At 64.8% G+C, this 16,681-nt stretch carries 16 protein-coding genes; 13 read left to right on the top strand and 3 right to left on the bottom strand.

The window, feature by feature from the left end; genetic code table 11:
* Nucleotides 1-133 precede the first annotated feature (133 nt).
* The 11 genes from ACIO52_RS03215 (at nucleotide 134) to ACIO52_RS03165 (ending at nucleotide 10,899) form a co-directional block, all read left to right on the top strand.
* The gene (locus ACIO52_RS03215; protein WP_402641299.1) at nucleotides 134-871 is read left to right on the top strand and encodes an MlaE family ABC transporter permease; all 738 of its coding nucleotides are present in this window, start codon (nucleotides 134-136) and stop codon (nucleotides 869-871) included.
* Nucleotides 872-965: 94 nt separating this feature from the next.
* On the top strand, nucleotides 966-1,799 hold the full coding sequence (locus ACIO52_RS03210; RefSeq protein ID WP_402642142.1) for an MlaE family ABC transporter permease: 834 nt from the start codon (nucleotides 966-968) through the stop codon (nucleotides 1,797-1,799).
* Nucleotides 1,799-2,968, top strand: a complete 1,170-nt coding sequence (locus tag ACIO52_RS03205; RefSeq protein ID WP_402641296.1) for an MCE family protein — start codon at nucleotides 1,799-1,801, stop codon at nucleotides 2,966-2,968. Before ACIO52_RS03210 ends, ACIO52_RS03205 begins: the two co-directional genes overlap by 1 nt.
* Nucleotides 2,965-3,969: an MCE family protein gene (locus ACIO52_RS03200; RefSeq protein WP_402641293.1), complete on the top strand. Its 1,005-nt coding sequence runs from the start codon at nucleotides 2,965-2,967 to the stop codon at nucleotides 3,967-3,969. Before ACIO52_RS03205 ends, ACIO52_RS03200 begins: the two co-directional genes overlap by 4 nt.
* Nucleotides 3,970-3,972: 3 nt before the next feature.
* Nucleotides 3,973-4,983, top strand: a complete 1,011-nt coding sequence (locus ACIO52_RS03195) for an MCE family protein (protein ID WP_402641290.1) — start codon at nucleotides 3,973-3,975, stop codon at nucleotides 4,981-4,983.
* A 62-nt stretch (nucleotides 4,984-5,045) separates the two neighbouring features.
* Nucleotides 5,046-6,098, top strand: coding sequence for an MCE family protein (locus ACIO52_RS03190; RefSeq protein WP_402641287.1), 1,053 nt, complete (start codon nucleotides 5,046-5,048; stop codon nucleotides 6,096-6,098).
* Complete coding sequence (locus tag ACIO52_RS03185) at nucleotides 6,095-7,249, top strand: MCE family protein (RefSeq protein ID WP_402641284.1); 1,155 nt, start codon at nucleotides 6,095-6,097, stop codon at nucleotides 7,247-7,249. The genes ACIO52_RS03190 and ACIO52_RS03185 overlap by 4 nt, the downstream gene beginning before the upstream one ends.
* Nucleotides 7,246-8,667, top strand: a complete 1,422-nt coding sequence (locus ACIO52_RS03180; protein ID WP_402641281.1) for an MCE family protein — start codon at nucleotides 7,246-7,248, stop codon at nucleotides 8,665-8,667. The genes ACIO52_RS03185 and ACIO52_RS03180 overlap by 4 nt, the downstream gene beginning before the upstream one ends.
* Nucleotides 8,643-9,308 carry a hypothetical protein gene (locus ACIO52_RS03175; protein ID WP_402641279.1) on the top strand — a complete coding sequence of 222 codons (666 nt, stop codon included), beginning with the start codon at nucleotides 8,643-8,645 and terminating at the stop codon, nucleotides 9,306-9,308. The genes ACIO52_RS03180 and ACIO52_RS03175 overlap by 25 nt, the downstream gene beginning before the upstream one ends.
* Nucleotides 9,309-9,403: 95 nt before the next feature.
* On the top strand, nucleotides 9,404-9,859 hold the full coding sequence (locus ACIO52_RS03170) for a hypothetical protein (RefSeq protein ID WP_402641276.1): 456 nt from the start codon (nucleotides 9,404-9,406) through the stop codon (nucleotides 9,857-9,859).
* Nucleotides 9,860-9,900: 41 nt separating this feature from the next.
* Nucleotides 9,901-10,899: an ABC transporter ATP-binding protein gene (locus ACIO52_RS03165; protein WP_402641273.1), complete on the top strand. Its 999-nt coding sequence runs from the start codon at nucleotides 9,901-9,903 to the stop codon at nucleotides 10,897-10,899.
* 163 nt (nucleotides 10,900-11,062) lie between these two features.
* Here ACIO52_RS03165 and ACIO52_RS03160 read toward each other — a convergent pair whose 3' ends face one another.
* Nucleotides 11,063-12,409, bottom strand: coding sequence for a sensor histidine kinase (locus tag ACIO52_RS03160; RefSeq protein WP_402641270.1), 1,347 nt, complete (start codon nucleotides 12,407-12,409; stop codon nucleotides 11,063-11,065).
* A 5-nt stretch (nucleotides 12,410-12,414) separates the two neighbouring features.
* The gene (locus tag ACIO52_RS03155; protein ID WP_402641268.1) at nucleotides 12,415-13,128 is read right to left on the bottom strand and encodes a response regulator transcription factor; all 714 of its coding nucleotides are present in this window, start codon (nucleotides 13,126-13,128) and stop codon (nucleotides 12,415-12,417) included.
* Nucleotides 13,129-13,319: 191 nt separating this feature from the next.
* Here ACIO52_RS03155 and ACIO52_RS03150 point away from each other — a divergent pair, with 191 nt between their 5' ends.
* Complete coding sequence (locus tag ACIO52_RS03150) at nucleotides 13,320-14,099, top strand: hypothetical protein (protein WP_402641265.1); 780 nt, start codon at nucleotides 13,320-13,322, stop codon at nucleotides 14,097-14,099.
* Nucleotides 14,100-14,216: 117 nt separating this feature from the next.
* Here ACIO52_RS03150 and ACIO52_RS03145 read toward each other — a convergent pair whose 3' ends face one another.
* On the bottom strand, nucleotides 14,217-14,663 hold the full coding sequence (locus ACIO52_RS03145) for a hypothetical protein (RefSeq protein ID WP_402641262.1): 447 nt from the start codon (nucleotides 14,661-14,663) through the stop codon (nucleotides 14,217-14,219).
* 450 nt (nucleotides 14,664-15,113) lie between these two features.
* Between ACIO52_RS03145 and ACIO52_RS03140 the strand changes: the two genes are divergently transcribed.
* A complete protein-coding gene (locus tag ACIO52_RS03140) occupies nucleotides 15,114-16,640 on the top strand; it encodes a sulfatase (RefSeq protein ID WP_402641259.1) in 1,527 nt (508 codons plus the stop codon).
* Nucleotides 16,641-16,681 lie beyond the last annotated feature (41 nt).

Here is a 16,681-nt window from a genome sequence, read left to right as displayed (position 1 = left end):
AGCAATGTATCAAGAAATATCTTACGACGGGCAGTCGCCGGGCGCACCTAACAGTGACAGCGCACACACCGGTGAAACTGCGGCATTACCAGAGGGACATGAGACCAGGGAAGGAAAGGCTCGGTCCGCTGTCTTGGTCGCCGCGAGAGCGGTTGGTGAGTTCTATGCCACCTCGCTCGAAACCTTCCGTGCGACCGCGCGCCGCCCGTTCCACCTGCGTGAGTTCCTCCATCAGGCGTGGTTTATCGCCGGCGTGTCCATCATGCCCGCTCTGCTGATGGCGATCCCCTTCTGTGTGATGTTCGTGTACCAGATCAATATCTTGCTCGCCGAGATCGGTGCCGTAGATCTATCCGGGGCGGGCGCGGGCGTGGCGATCATTCGTGAGATCGGACCGATCATCACGGTCTTGGTCGTCGCGGGCGCCGCGTCCACCGCGATTTGCGCCGACCTGGGATCACGGACGATCCGTGAAGAGATCGACGCGATGCGAGTGCTCGGCATCGACCCGATCCACCGTCTGTGTGTCCCCCGTGTGCTGGCCTCCATCATGATCGCGGTATTCCTCAATGGCGCGGTGTCCGCAGTCGGATTGATGGGCGGCTACATCGCCACGGTGTATTTGCAGGGCGCGTCGCCGGGGCAGTATGTGACCGCGTTGTCGATCATCACTGGCCCGGCTGACTTTCTGGTCGCCGAAATCAAGGCCGCGGTGTTCGGAATGCTTGCCGGCCTAGTTGCCTGCCATCTCGGATTGAACGTCCGTGGCGGCCCGAAAGCCGTTGGAGACGCGGTGAACCAAACCGTTGTATACAGCTTCCTCCTGCTGTTCCTGGCCAACTCTGTGATCACCACCATCGCGTTGCACTAACCAGGACCGCGCGGGCGGCGCTTCCCGTCTATGAACACTGCCACCTCATCAACCAGGACAGCATCGAGCAATGACGTTGACATCCAGAAACACGATGGTCAGATCAGCAATCTCGGTAGCCTCGGCTCCGATCAACGGACTGGAGAATATCGGCCTACAACTGTTGTTCTACCAGCGCATCGTTGTCGCGATGCCCCGGACCCTGCGCCGATACCGGAGTGAGGTGCTGCGCTTGCTGGCCGAGGTCAGTATGGGGTCCGGTGCTCTCGCGATGATAGGCGGGACGCTGACCGTGGTCGCCATGCTGAGCATGGCAACTGGCTACGAGGTCGGACAGCAGGGCTCGACGTCGTTGAGCCATATCGGTCTAGGGGCCCTGTCCGGTTTCATCTCGGCGTTCTTCAATACGCGTGAGGTCCTGCCGGTTATCGCCGGCATCGCACTCACGGCCACTGTCGGTGCGGGATTCACCGCCCAGTTGGGAGCGATGCGGGTCAGCGAGGAGATCGACGCCTTGGAAACAATGTCCATTCCGTCGCTGCCCTACCTGGTCACGACCCGGGTTATCGCTGGGATCATCGCGGTCGTGCCGCTCTACAGCGCTGGTCTGTTCGTGGGGTACGCCGCGACGCGTATGGTCACGGTCTTCCTGTTCGGGGAAGCTTCGGGCACGTTCGATCACTACTTCAAGGTCTTTCTGATACCCAGCGATGTGTTGTGGTCGGCGGTGAAAGTGCTCGCCATGGCGATCGTCGTGATGTGTGTGCACTGCTACCACGGCTACCACGCGGCCGGCGGCCCCGCGGGCGTCGGAGTCGCGGTGGGCCGAGCGGTGCGGACCTCGCTCATCGCGATCATGTTGATCGACCTTCTCATCGGCGTGGCCGTCTACGGTGGCCCGTCCGGAGCAGTGCGGGTGTCGGGCTGATGGGCACGCGTGTGATGCAAGGATCCCGGGCTGCCCGCGTCGCGACGGGAGTGCTGGGGTGCCTGCTCGTACTGGCCACCGTCGTGCTGGCAGTCGCGACCAACCGCGGTCTTTTCCAGCCCACCGTCCGTATCGACCTCGTTTCCGATCGCGCGGGCCTGATGCTGGAGCCGGGCTCGGATGTGAAGTTGCGTGGTGTGGTTGTCGGGCGCGTCGCCGCGGTGGAACTCGTCCGCGGGCAGGCCATGATCGCCATGGATATCGATGCCGGCCGGGCCCGGGAGATTCCGGCCAACACCGTCGCCGCCATCGACCTCAGCACGCTCTTCGGCCGGAAGTTCGTCACCTTCACGTGGCCGGAGCAGCCCGCTGCCACTCACTTGGCCCCGGGAGTCCGGATGACCGCGGAGTCGGTACCCACTGAGGTCGACGAGCTGCTCGAGAAGCTGGTCGTGGTGCTGCGGGAAGTCGAACCACAAAAGGTCAATGGCGCGCTGAACGCATTGTCCACCGCGTTGCACGGTCGCGGCGACGGACTCGGGACAATGCTGGTCGACCTGGACGGCTTCCTCGCCCGGTTCAACGGCAGTCTGCCCACGCTGCAACGTGATCTGACGTCCGCCGCGCAGACCGCCGGCGTACTCGCCGATGCCAGCCCGGAGTTGCTCCGTGCGGTGGAGAACCTGACCACGACGGGACGCACGCTGACCGAGAAGCAGGCCGAGTTGTCCGGCTTCCTGCTCAGTTTCACGGAATTCGGAAATCACGGGAAGTCCCTGTTCGCCGCTGCCGGTGTGCCGCTGGCAGAGTCGATGCGTAGCCTCGCTCCGACGACGGCGCTGCTGGCGGAGCACGCCCCGGCCCTCCCATGCCTGGTGACGAGTCTGGCACAGAGCAATGCCTATCTCGAGCGCACGATCGGCGGCAGCGATCAGCCCGGACTGAATATTCTGGCCACGCTACTGATGGGCGAACCTCCCTACACCTACCCCGAGGACCGCCCGATCGTCGCCGCCGACGGTCCGGCCAAGTGCTACGACTGGTCCCAGCCGCCCGGACATACCGACTTCAACGACGGTAGCCACGCGTACGGCCCGGTTCTCACGCCCTTGGATCTGCTGGGGAATCCGTTCGCTCAATTCCTTCCACGCCCAGGAGCTGGCCGATGAGTACCAGAGCGTCAGCAATCAAACTGCTGATATTCATCACCGTGACCGCCGTCGCCGGCCTCGGCGTTGTGACGGTCGCCGGGAACCTCCGCTACATGTCTACCACCTCCTACCAGGCAGTATTCAGGGACGCCTCTGGGCTCGGCAACGGAGAGGACGTACGGATCGGCGGGGTGCCCTCCGGCAAGGTCACCGGCGTGGAACTGGCCGCGGACGGAACCGCGCTGGTCGCGTTCACCGTCGACTCCGCATACACACTCGACGCGGGCACGCGGGCACATATCAGGTACAAGAACCTGATTGATGATCGATATCTGGAACTGCTACCGGGTGCGCGCGGCGCGGGTCCGTTGGCGGGGCCGATCCCCCTGGAAAACACCGCCCCAGCGCTCGACATCGACCAGGTGGTCAATGGCTTCCGGCCACTGCTTCAGGGGTTGGACCCGGACCAGACCAACGAGCTGACCGTCTCGCTGATCCAGGTCCTCAACGGTCAAGAAGCAGCGGTCGGAGAACTCATCGCACTCGTCGGCTCGCTGACCAATACCCTCGCCGATCGTGATGCGGCGATCGGTGCCGTCATCACCAACTTCAATACGACGTTGGGTACGGTCCATACCAATAGTGCTAACTTGTCGCGGCTGATCGACGGCCTGCAGCGGCTGATCGGTGGTCTCGACGGCGACCAGCAGCAGATCACCGCATCGCTGGATCGTATCGATTCGCTCTCGAGGGCGTTGGCCGATGTACTGGCCGAGAATCGGCCCGCACTCGGCACCGAGGTCGCCATGCTGGAACGTCTTGCGTCCGGGTTGAACGACAAGACCACGACCCTCAACCTGGTGCTGTCCAGGCTTCCGGAAGTCTACCGGCTCACCGGACGTGCCGCCTCGTACGGAAGTTTCCTCAACCTCTTCGTATGCGGCATCGCGGTCCGCTACGGCAGTGGCCCCGCGGATGTGTCACCGATGTTCACTGCTCCAGCCGAGAGGTGCAAATAGCTGATGTACGGAATCTCGAAATCATTTCTCGAGCGTGATCCGGTCCGTCTGGGATTGGTCGGCACGCTGGTCATCGCTGCCGCGCTGGCGCTCGGGTTCAACTCCCAGTCCATACCGGGGATCACCGGCGGCACTACCTATCGGGCGCACTTCCGCGATGCGAGCGGGCTTCTCGAAGGATCGGAAGTCCGGGTCGGCGGGGTCGTCGTCGGTCAGGTGCAATCGATCGACCTCGCGGGAGACAAGGTCGAGGTGGAATTCGACGCCGATCCCGGGGAAGTCCGGCTCGGTGTGGACACCAGGGCGACGATCAAGGTCGGCACGGTACTCGGGCACCGCTATGTGGAACTGACCCCTGGAACCGGCCGGGAAACCTTGACCTCCGACGACACCATTCCGCTTGAACAGACGGCTTCCGGGTACGACATCACCCGCTCGCTCGAGGAGACATCCGACACTGTCGCCCGGACCGACACCGGCAACCTGTCCGGCGCGCTCGACCAGATCTCGGCAGTCGAACGAGAACTGCCACCAGATCTCCAATGGCAGCTGACCGGGGTGGAACGACTATCGCAAACGGTGGCAGGCAGAGATCAGGAACTGCGAGATCTGCTTGCCCACGCGGCGGGGGTGAGCGACGTGCTCGCTAGCCGAAACGCGCAGGTTATCGCCTTGCTCGGTCAGGGGCGCAGCCTATTCGCGGCGCTCAACAACCGCTCAGCGGCCTTGCACGGCATCCTGGTGCAGGCTCAGATCGTCTCGAACGAACTGCGCGCGCTCGAGCAGGATAATCGAAATACTCTCGGGCCGACCCTCGCGCAGCTGGACACCCTGGTCAGCACCCTGAACGGGAACGTCGGCAACATCAACGCCGCACTGACCGGGCTCGAGCGATACACCGAACGGCTCGGCGACGTAGTCGGCAGCGGTCCGTTCTTCTCGGCTCTGCTTCAGAACATTCTGCCCGCCAACCTCGCCGGCCAACTTCCCGGCAGTCTCGGAGGTCCCCGATGAGGCTTGTCACCAAACGCCTCACAACTCCTGGTGTACTATGCAGACGGCCACGTACGCTTCTCTTGGTCGCCGTCATCGCCCTCGCCGCGACAGTGACGATGGCAGCGGCGATCGTCGATCGCGCCGGCACCGACCACGTCACCGTCTACTTCCGGGACACCACCGGGCTCTACGCCGGCGATCGCGTCATGATTCTCGGCGTGGAAGTCGGCACGGTGAAGGAAATCCGCCCCGAGGGCGGCAAGGTCCGGGTGGAATTGTCTTACGACAACCGGCACCCGGTACCCGCGGACGCCAGAGCCGCGATTGTCGCACCGACACTGGTGACAGGCCGCTATATCCAACTCGCGCCCGCCTACACCGGTGGACCGAAGCTGGCGGACGGAGCCACTATCGGGCTGGACCGGACCGCGGTGCCGGTCTCCTTCGACGAGGTGAAACAACAGATAATCAGACTAACCCAGGACGTGGGCGCCACCCCGGGAAACACCGAAGGCGCGTTGAACCAGTTCGTCAGCCAGACCGCACGAACGTTGAACGGGAACGGATCGTCGCTGCACGCATCGCTGGTTCACTTGTCGGAAGCGATGAAAACGTTGGGCGAAGGCGGGGGCGACCTGTTTGCCACCGTCAGAAACCTCCAGGAACTCACCACCGCGCTGGCGACCAACGACCAGGAGATCGTAGCGTTCAGCAGCGAGCTTGCGAATCTGTCGGCGTTTCTCAATAACAACCGGACCGAGCTGGACGCGCTGCTCACCAGCATGCAAGCGACATTCGACCAGGTCACCGGGTTCGTCGAACAGCACCGGGAAGGGCTGCGTACCGATGTGGACAAGCTCAACACCATCACCGGGCTCTTGGTCGACCGCGTAGACACCCTCATGGCGATCCTGCACTCCGCTCCGACCACCCTGTCGAACTTCTACAACATCTACGATCCGCAATCGAATTCGCTCACGGGCGCGGTGGCGGTCCCCAATCTGCCGGATCCGAAGTCGCTGATCTGTGCCCTGCTGACCACTGCGAACGCGCCCGCAGACGAATGTTTGCGAGCGGGTGACGCCTTCGTCGGTGCGCTCGGCAGCACGCTGTCCGAGGAGCCGCCGCGATGAATCGGACCGCACGGCGGATTGCCGCCTCGCTCACCGCGTTGTGCGCGCTTCCGGTACTGGCCGGCGGATGCCGGTTCGACGGAGTGAACTCGATCCCGTTGCCCGGCACCGCCGTCGACGGCGATACCTACACGATCACCGTCGAGCTTTCCGACGCGCAGAACCTGGTCGGGAACTCGCCGGTCAAATCCGAGAATGTCGTCGTCGGCAATATCGGCAGGATCGCGAGCCGCAACTGGACAGCAGTGGTGACGCTCGAAATCCGCGCCGATGTGTCGCTGCCGGCGAACGTCTCGGCCAAGCTGTCGCAGAACAGCGTGCTCGGGTCTCAGTACTTGGAACTGACAGTGCCACGCAATGAACAGCCGCGTGGCCGACTCACCGACGGCGACACCATCACGCTCGAGCGCACCAGCCAGTACCCCTCGACCGAAGAGGTCCTCTCGGCCCTCGCGCTGGTGCTCAATGGTAGCGGACTACAGCAGATCCAGACCGTCACATCCGAACTGAACCGGGTCCTCGACGGCAAACAACCGCAGTTACGGTCACTGATCGGCCATCTGCGCGATTTCGTCGGCCAACTCGACAACCAGCGCGCGGACATCGTCGCGGCCATCGACGGACTCGATCGGCTCGGCGCGGAACTGGTTGCCCAAAACGACACTATCGACCAGGGACTGGTCGCACTCGGGCCCGCCGTGGAGGTTGTGGATCAGCAACGCAGCCAGCTGGTCACGATGCTCACCCGACTCGGTGAGTTCGGTGATTCGGCAACACACGTGTTGCAGGCGAGTCGCGACGACATACGCGCCAACGTGGCCGCACTGCAACCGGTGCTCGAGCAACTCGCGACCGTCAGCGATGCGATTCCGGACGCACTGAAGATCGTCGCGACCATGCCCTTCCCTGTGATGACCGCGGATAGAGCCCTACGCGGCGACTACCTGAATCTCTTCCTCACCCTCGATGTCAGCGCCGAGACCGTAGGAGACAAAGTCCTCGGCAGCATCCCGATCGATGAACTGATCGGCCGGAACCCCTCCCGGCAAGCCACGGACCCGCTACTGGCGCCGTCGCTGCCACAACCGGCCGGCCCACGAATTCCGACAATCGATGAGATCCTCGCCGACCTGCAGGGAGCGCCCCGATGACCTCGAAACTCGTCCGCGGTCAGCTGATCGCCTTCGCGATGATATCGGTCTTCGTCGTCTCCTATGCCGCCTACCATTTCATGGGCCTGCAACGCTACACGGGCATCGGCACCTACACCGTCACCGCCGAACTCGAGACGGCCGGTGGCCTGTATCCCCGTGCCCTGGTGACCTATCGCGGAGCCGATATCGGAGTCGTACTAGATACCGATTTCGAGGACGGCAAGGTCCTCGCCCGGCTACAGCTCCAGTCCGACGTCAAGGTGCCCCGCGACACCGACGCCGCTGTGCGCAGCGTCTTCACGATCGGCGAACAATATCTCGATCTACAACCGGCGACAGATTCGGGACCCTTTCTCGCCGATGGCGACGTCATCCCGCTCGATCGTACGTCCGTTCCCGTCCCCACCGGCGAGGTCGTGGTGGCGGTCAATGATCTGCTCCAGAGCCTGCCGAAGGAAGACCTGCGCACAACCGTCGACGAAGCATCGGCCGCGTTCACCGGTGCGGGGCCCGCGCTCGCACAGCTGATCGACTCTTCCCGGTCGCTCATCGCATTGGCGCAGACGAACATCGGCCCGCTGCAGCAATTGATCACCGACGCCGAGCCAGTGCTGGGTGCGCTCAACACGGCGGGTCCCGACATAACGGCCTTCTCCACGGACCTCGCCTCCTTCAGTGAACAACTCGCCCTGAACGACGCGCAGATACGAGCCGCGCTCGACAACGGTCCCGCATTCTTCGGCGCGGTCAATCGGACCATCTCCGACATCGGTTCACCCGTGTCCATTCTGCTGGCGAATCTGCAGAGCGTCGGCGAGGTTCTCCGAGTGAATATCCCAGGACTTCGTCAGATACTGGTCATCTATCCAGCAGTGTCGGCCAGCATCAATCATTCGATTCTCGGTGTTCAAGGCGACGATAGGATCTACGGGCAAGCACCGCTGGACCTCAAATTGGGCAACACCGCCAACCCGCTGCTCTGCACCGAAGGATATTCCGAGACTCAGCGGCGAGACCCCGGTAACGTCACGCCCGCCGAACCGGCGGAGAATTCGTACTGCACGCTACCCGCCGACGACGGGCGCGTGGCACGTGGCCTCAGGAATGTGCCATGTGCCACCGACCCCGGCGTGCGGACCGCTGAGATCGCACAATGCCCGGGAGGATTGCCGTCCTCTTGGCCGCAAATGCTGTCCCGGCCCAACGCGCCCTACTCGCCCGCGGACCCGCCGACCATGCCGGAGGATTCCAGCGACGATCCTGCGCCACCAGCGAACCCCGCGCTACCGACACCGGGGGCAGTGCCCTACGACCCTGGGTCGGGTCGCTTCCGTACCCCGATCGGATCGTTGTACTCGATCACACCCGCCGCCTACGAGAAGGAGTTGACGTGGCAAGCGCTATTCCAACGGTGACCGAAGTCGGCGCCATACCGAGCGCCGATCAAGTCGAGAACTCGGAGCCGGAGACGGATCCGACCGGTGGTGTCGCGGACCCACTGGACACCGACACCGACTGTGGTGAGGACGACGTCGGCAGTGGCGCGGTGCCGGAACAGGAGGCCACCCGACCTAGCTGGAAACGACTGGCTGCTTGGGGCGTTCTGCTGATAGTGGTCACCGTAGCGACGGTTGTCACGGCGTGGTCTGGTCTCTCCTGGCGACAGGCTGCCGAAGCCGAGGCACGCGATCACGAAATACTCGCCACAGCGTCGGAGATGTCGGTCAACCTTGTCACCATGCGGCACGATTCCGCCGATTCCGATCTGGCGCGCGTACTCGACGGAACTACCGGGGACTTCCGAGCCCAGTTCGCGTCGATGGCAGAAGGGTTCCAGTCGCTGCTCGACCAGGGAGCAGTCCAGTCATCAGGGCAGGTCGTCGGCGCGGGGATCGTGGAGGCCGACAATGGCAAGGCCACGGTCCTGTCCGCAGTGACCTCGACTGTCAAGAACAGCGAAGCTCCCGACGGCGAAATCAGGGTGTACCGCATGAAGATCTCTCTCGACAACACTGGTGGGCGTTGGTTGGTATCGAACGTGGAGTTCGTCGCATGAAACTTCTCAGGTTCCGCAGCCATTCGCATGGGTCCGCGGGTTCACGGCACCGATTCAGCCTGGCTCGGATCAGCGCCAGCCGACCAGCGATCCTGGTGACAGCCCTGCTCGCCGTATGCCTGGTATCGGCCGCTGCTGTCACCACCGTCGGCGCGAGCGACGCACGGGCCGCTGACCGCGCCGGGCGTGAGGCCCGTGATTTCGCCGTCGAGACGGTTTCGCAGATTCTGTCCTACGACCACCGGAACGTCGAACAGCACTTTACGAGTGTGCTCGATAGTCTCGGCGGCGAATTCCGCCCGCAGTTCGAAGAAGTGAGCCGTCAGGTGATCGTGCCGTCCGCGCAGAAGCGGCAGGTTGTGACAAATGCCGACGTGGTGGGGAGTTCGGTAATCGATGCTCGCCCGGATCGGGCCGAACTTCTCCTCTTCGTCAACCAGTCGACTACAAGCGCGGAGCAACCGGAAACCAAGATCGACGGCAGTCGCGTCCGAGTTACCGTCGAACGGATAGGTAGCCGCTGGCTGATCGTCGACATGAAACCAATCTGATGTGGCTCGGAATACAAAACCAGAGAATTCAGTGAGGAATAATGGGTGTAGTAGTCGAGACTGTCGGAATTTCGAAAAAGTTCGGATCGCAAGTGATTTGGCGAGATGTGTCGATGACGCTTCCCGCAGGTGAGGTCAGCGCTTTGCTCGGACCTTCCGGCACAGGTAAGTCGGTCTTCCTGAAGGCGCTGATCGGTTTGCTGCGTCCCGAACAAGGTTCAATCTATATCGATGGAACAGATATCACTACCTGCTCCAGCAAGGAGCTCTATGAGATCCGAAAGCTGTTCGGTGTGCTCTTCCAGGATGGCGCACTGTTCGGCTCCATGCACTTGTTCGACAATATCGCCTTCCCGTTACGCGAACACACGAAAAAGACGGAAACGCAAATACGTAATATTGTGATGGAGAAGCTGGAGATGACAGGTTTGGTGGGGGCCGAATGGAAACTACCGGGTGAAATCTCGGGAGGCATGCGCAAACGGGCTGGTCTGGCGCGAGCGCTGGTGCTGGACCCCCAGATAATCTTAGTTGACGAGCCCGACTCGGGCCTCGATCCGGTCCGAACATCTTATCTGTCTCAGCTATTGATTGATATCAACGCTCAGATCGACGCAACAATCCTGATCGTGACCCACAACATCAATCTGGCTCGAACGGTACCGGATAATATCGGGATGCTGTTTCGGCGCGGACTGGTGCTTTTCGGTCCGCGAGAAGTATTGCTGACCAGCGACGATCCGGTGGTCAAGCAGTTCCTCAACGGTCGCATGATCGGCCCGATCGGTATGTCCGAGGAGAAGGACGAGTCGCAGATAGCACAAGAGCAGGCCCTGGTCGAGGCGGGCCATCATCACGGTGGCGCCGAAGAAATCGAGGGCATTATCGCGCAAATGCAGGCCACGCCAGGTTTGCCCACGCGCCAGGCTGTACAGCGCCGCAAGGAACGGGTTCGGGCGATCGTACACACCTTACCCAGTGCGGCACAGATCGCCATCGCGGATTCGCTGGCCGGAGATCATATGGCTCCGATCCTGTAGACGCATCCTCGGCGCGCTACCTCAGTTTTGATGGACCCTTCTACCAGCTCGCCGACCAGAAGCTGTGCGGTGGTCGGTTGTGTGAGCGGCTCGGACCACGGTCACTGAACCGATTCCGTCCTGCGGACGCGGCCTGATGCTCGTGATCGCGCAGATATCGAGGTCACGACCGGTCAGGTGGGGCGTCCGGGGGATGGTCGGGGTCGATATCGATCGTGAGGCGAGCACCCCCGAGTGGGCTGTCGGTGAGGAGGGCTCGGCCGTGGTGGAGTTGGGCTTGTTGGGCGATGAGGGCGAGGCCGAGACCGGAGCCGTCGCGGGTGGCGTTGCTGCCGCGGTAGAAGCGTTGGAAGACCGCGTCGCGTTCGTCGGGCGGGATTCCGGTGCCGTTGTCGTCGATGGTGAGGATGACGCGGTTGCCGTGGCGGTGGGCGGTGACGTGGATGGTGGTGGCGTGGCCGTGTTTGACGGCGTTGGTGATGGCGTTGTCGAGTATCAGGCGCAGTCCGCTGGGCAGTCCGCGCACGGGCAGGGGTGGTTCGCTGCGGACGTCGATGGTGGCGGCGGGATGGTGGCGGCGGGCGTCGCGGGCGGCTTCGTCGGCGATATCGATGAGGTCGACGGTGCTGCGTTGGTCGTCGCGGGCGAGTTCGCCGGAGGCCAGCTGTTCGAGGGCGGTGAGGGTGGCCTCGATACCGCTCTGTTTGCGCAGGATGTCGCCGATCAGATCGATGCGCTGAGGGCGGGGAAGGTCCAGTCCGCGCATGACTTCGAGGTCGGTGCGGATCGCGGTGAGGGGCGTGCGGAGTTCGTGCGCGGCGGTGGAGGCGAAGGTGCGGGCCGTCTCGAGCGCTGATTCTCGCTGGTCGTTCGCGTGATTGACGCGCCCGAGCATATCGGTGACCGCGGTCGACAGTTGACGTGCCTCCCGGACGCCGCCGCCGGCGTGGGTGAGGTCGGGGGTCGGCGTGCCGGCGCTGATGCGGCGGGTCAGCTCGACGAGGGGCCGCACGGCCCTGCCGCCGAGCGCCCAGCCGATGCCGGTCGCGACCAGGACGGCCGCGGTGCCGGTGGCCAGCACGCGTTGTTGCTGGGTTCGGGTGACGGTCTGGGCGCGGGCGGTGGGAGCGGCCACCGCGACGGTGCGGGGTCGGCCGGTGCTCGCGCCGATGGTGTCGGTGCGGATGCGGTAGCGGATGCCGCCGAGGTCGCGGGTGGTGTAGCCGTCGGGCAGTTCGGGGAGCTGGGTGGTGGTGGAGGCGACGACGACGCCGTGGTCGCGCAGCGTGACGGCGAAGGCGCCGGCGTCACCGACGCGGCCCAGGAACAATCCGACGGTGTCGGCGTTGAGCTCGATGAGGTCGACGGCGGTGTCGAGCTGGTCATCGAGGTGATCGATATTGTTGCGGGCGACGAGGAAGGAGACGGCCACGACGAGTACGGCCGCGATGACCAGGGCGCCGAGACCGGTCGCCAGGGCGACGCGGGTGCGCAGTGACAGTATGGGCATGGCGATCAGTCGGCCCGCAGGACGTAGCCCACGCCACGGACGGTGTGGATGATGCGGGGTTCGCCGGCGGCCTCGAGTTTGCGGCGCAGGTATCCGACGAACACGTCGACGACGTTGGTGTCGGTGTCGAAGGTGTAGCCCCATACGGTGGCGAGCAGCTGCTCGCGGGACTGCACGACGTCGTGGCCCGCGGCGAGCACGGTGAGCAGTTCGTATTCGCGGCGGGTGAGGTCGAGTTCCCGGCCCGCCCGGCGGACGCGGCGGCCGGCGGCATCGATGTGCAGCGAGCCCACGGTCAACGGTTCGACGCGTGCGGCCTCGGGCCGGGGCCCGCGATAGCGGCGCAGCAGGGCGTGCAGCCGCGCGGTGAGTTCGTCGAAGACGAACGGTTTAACCAGGTAGTCGTCGGCGCCGGCTTGCAGGCCCATGATCCGGTCATCGGGGGCGCTGTGGGCGCTGAGCACACAGATCGGGACATCGTTGCCAGCCGCTCGCAGGGCGGTGATCACGCCGAGCCCGCTCAGGCGTGGCATCTGCATGTCGAGCACGATCACATCGGGATTGTGCTCGGTGCAGGACCGGATCGCCTGGGCGCCGTCGCCGGCGGTGAGCACCGCGAACCCGGACAGCTCGAGTCCGCGCTGCAGTGATTCACGCACGTTGTGGTCGTCGTCGACGACCAGGACACAGTGCTCGCGGCTGACGTCGGCCGATGTCACGGTGACTTCCCTCCGGGTTGCGGTACGAGTGAACGGCGGATGGGGGACAGCGGCACGCTAGCAGTCCGACCGGCCGACCGGAGCGTGGTGCCCGCACATCGGCGGTGACGATGAGAAAACGGTGAGAACGGTTGACCGGGTTCGCGCCGCGTCCGTACGCTTCGGCAGCGAACTCATCCCGGAGGTTGACTGTGGCGTTCGCCGACGCATGTGCCCGCCGTATCCTCGCTGCCGCCGCGGTGGGGATGGTGCTGGCCGCGTGCGCTCCCGGCACCGATGTCGCCGCGCCCGACACCGCGTTCGAGATCCCGTCCGATGCCGTGCTGCCCGGACGGATATCCGCGGCCGGAGCCACCGATCTGGCGGTCGATATCGGCCTCGCGCGGCCGGTGACGGTGGCGCTGGCCGGCATCACCGCCGTCGACTGCGTCTCCGGCGGCGTCGCCGCCTACACCTCCGGTCTGGCCGAGTTGGCGCCGGTCGGCACCGAGGTGACGCTGGTGCGATCGAATGTACCCGCCGAACAGGGTCACGATCTCACCGCCTTCGTCCACGCCACCGGACCGGATCGGTCGGCCGAAGCGAGCGTCAACGAGGTTCTGGTGCGCACCGGCCGCGCACGACTGGATCCACCGGTCGACCACAGCGCGGCCGCGGCCCCGGTGCGCGACCAGGCCGCCGCCGACTCGGCGGCCTTGCCCGAACCCGATCGCGGCTATCGCGATGCCATCGCGGCGGCGGAGGACGAGGCATGGCAGGCGCGGTCGGGTCTGATCGGCGAATGCGCGACACGGCAGGAAGCGCTCGATCGCGGCAGCGAGCCGCCGCCACCGCCGCCGGAGCCGACAGCGCCGGCCGGGGAGACGCCGGTGCCGCCGCGCATCGAGATCACCGTCCAACGCCCAGACGTCGATATCACCTTGCGGCCGTCGCCGCGTCCCCGCCCTTGCGAGTTCATCGACCGTTGCTGACCACTGCCGGACCGGCGGCGGGCCAGCAACGGTGTCAGACTCGCGGCGACGGTCGGACCGCACCCCTGCGGTTCGGTGTGGCCCGACCGTCGCCTCAGCGGCGCGGGATCAGAACAGTCACCGCAGGAACGGGTGTCCCGGGATTCCCGGCAGTCCGAATCCCAGGCCTGGCAGCAGGCCCAGGCCCGGTGCGCCCAGATCCGCCGAGCCGGTGCGGGGGACGAACACGCCGGGACCCGGTACTCCGATGCCCGGACCCGGATCGAGCACCGGCTTGGCTCGCGGGACGAACACGCCGGGGCCGTCGACGCCGATGCCGGGTCCGGGATCGGTTGGCCGTTCCTGGAACACTCCCGGGCCGGGCACACCCACACCGAGCCCCGGATCCGTGTCCGGGCGCGGGACCAACACACCCGGACCGTCCACCCCGATGCCCGGACCCGGATCGACGGCCGACGCGGTGCCGGAGAAGGCCGCGAGCGGAATCGCCGCCAGCGCGCCGACGGCCGCCACGCGGACCGCCAGCCGCCGTCCGGAATTGCGCTGCTTTCGATGCTGACTCATAACCAGATGTCCTTTCGTTGGCCGTCCTCCACACCTGAAATTTGATCGGTGAACGAATACCGGATCGTGAAGGACTGAGACCGACGATAGGCACGGTGAGAGCATGCGGAAACAGTCCACTGTGTTCTCTCATCGAGTGCTCATCGTCCTCACCGAACCTTCATCCGACACCGGCTCGAATGCTGCGACTCGATCCACGGCCCGATCGAAACATGTTGCCGATCAACAGGGTTTGATGGAGAGCACCCGCCCTGAATACGACCGGACCACCTCTGGTCGCGAATGTTCGCCGAATGCCCAGTACAGTTCCGGTGGCGACGATGAGGAATCGATGAGGAACCGCTGCACCGTGTCGCAATGTTCACGCCTGGCGAATTACCGTCAACGGGAGTAGTGACACCCGATTCGGAAGAATCCGTCCACTGAAACAATCCGATACAGGAGTTCTCCATGTATTCCAGCCGTGCACTGCGACGATCACTGACCGCCGCGGCGGCGACGCTGCTGGCGGTGACCGGCGGCCTGTCCGCGGCGTCGGCCGCACCCGAGCGTGTCGACGCGCGGCCGAATATCGTGATGATCCTCGCCGACGACCTGGACGCGACCGCCACGCCGGTGTGGGAGGCGATGCCGCGCACCGCCGCACTGATCCGTGACCGCGGTATGGAGTTCACCGAGAGCTTCGCGCCCATGCCGATCTGCTGCGCGGCCCGCTCGTCCATCCTCACCGGTCAGTACGGCCACAACACCGGTGTACTCACCAACGCCGGACCGGTCGGCGGCTTCGAGTCCTTCCGCGACAACGGCAACGAGGACCACACCATCGCCACCGTGCTCCACGACGCGGGTTACCGGACCGGCATGGCCGGCAAGTACATGAACGGTCTCGAGAACGACCCCGGCCACATCCCACCCGGCTGGGACGACTGGAACGCCGGAGTCGACAACTTCCTGTACTCCGGCTACAACTACACCCTCAACGAGAACGGCACCTTCGTCAAATACGGTGTGACACCGGCCGACTACCAGACCGACGTCATCGCGAGCAAGTCACGCGAATTCATCACCGCCGCCGCCGCGTCGGAGCAGCCGTTCTTCTGGTACGCCCTGTCCACCGCCCCGCACTTCCCGATCCCGCCCGCACCCCGCCATCTCCCCGAGACCCGCCCCACCGCCGCGCCGCGCTCACCGAACTACCAGGAAGCTGACGTGTCCGACAAGCCCTCCTGGCTCGTCGACACCGCCGCGGCGCGCGCGGCTACCATCGCCGCCACCAACGACATCGACTACACCAACCGCCTGGGTTCACTGAAGGCCCTGGACGAGATGGTGGCCGACATCGTCGACACCCTCGCCGCGACCGGCGAACTGGACAACACCTACCTCGTGTTCACCTCCGACAACGGCTACAGCCTCGGCGCCCACCGGCTCACCCAGAAAATGGCCCCCTACGAGGAGTCCATGCGGGTGCCGCTCGCCATCGCCGGGCCGGGTATCTCGTCCGGCCGCAGCGACGCGATGGGGCTGTCGATCGACCTTGCCCCCACGCTGTTCGACTGGGCCGGCATCGACATCCCCGGTCACGTCGACGGCCGCTCGCTCGTCCCGGCCCTGGCCGGTGACAACACCGGGTGGCGAGAGGACTTCCTGGCCGAATACGGCGGCGCGGGCTTCGACGGCCGCGACGGCATCATTCAGGAGCAGATCCCCGGCACCGAGACCCCCGCCATGTACGCGTTCGACATGCCGTCCTGGAGTGCGGTGCGCACCGGCCGGTACCTGTACGTGCGCTGGTACGAGCGTGAACGTCCCCTCGAAGAACGCGAATACGAACTCTACGACCTGGACACCGACCCCTACCAGCTGACCAACCTCATCAAGACCGACGCGGGCCGCGCCGCCCACACCGAGATCGTCGACGACCTCGACCGCCGCCTCGCCGCCCTGAACTCCTGCTCCTCCCAGTCCTGCCGCTGACCGAACACCTCTCGGGACCGGTGCGTAGCCAGTACCGACAA

Origin of the sequence: Nocardia sp. NPDC087230 (assembly GCF_044744725.1) — a bacterium.
GTDB classification, from domain to species: domain Bacteria; phylum Actinomycetota; class Actinomycetes; order Mycobacteriales; family Mycobacteriaceae; genus Nocardia; species Nocardia canadensis.
Note: the sequence above shows the minus strand (reverse complement) of the source record. Positions and strands in the feature narration are given on the sequence as shown.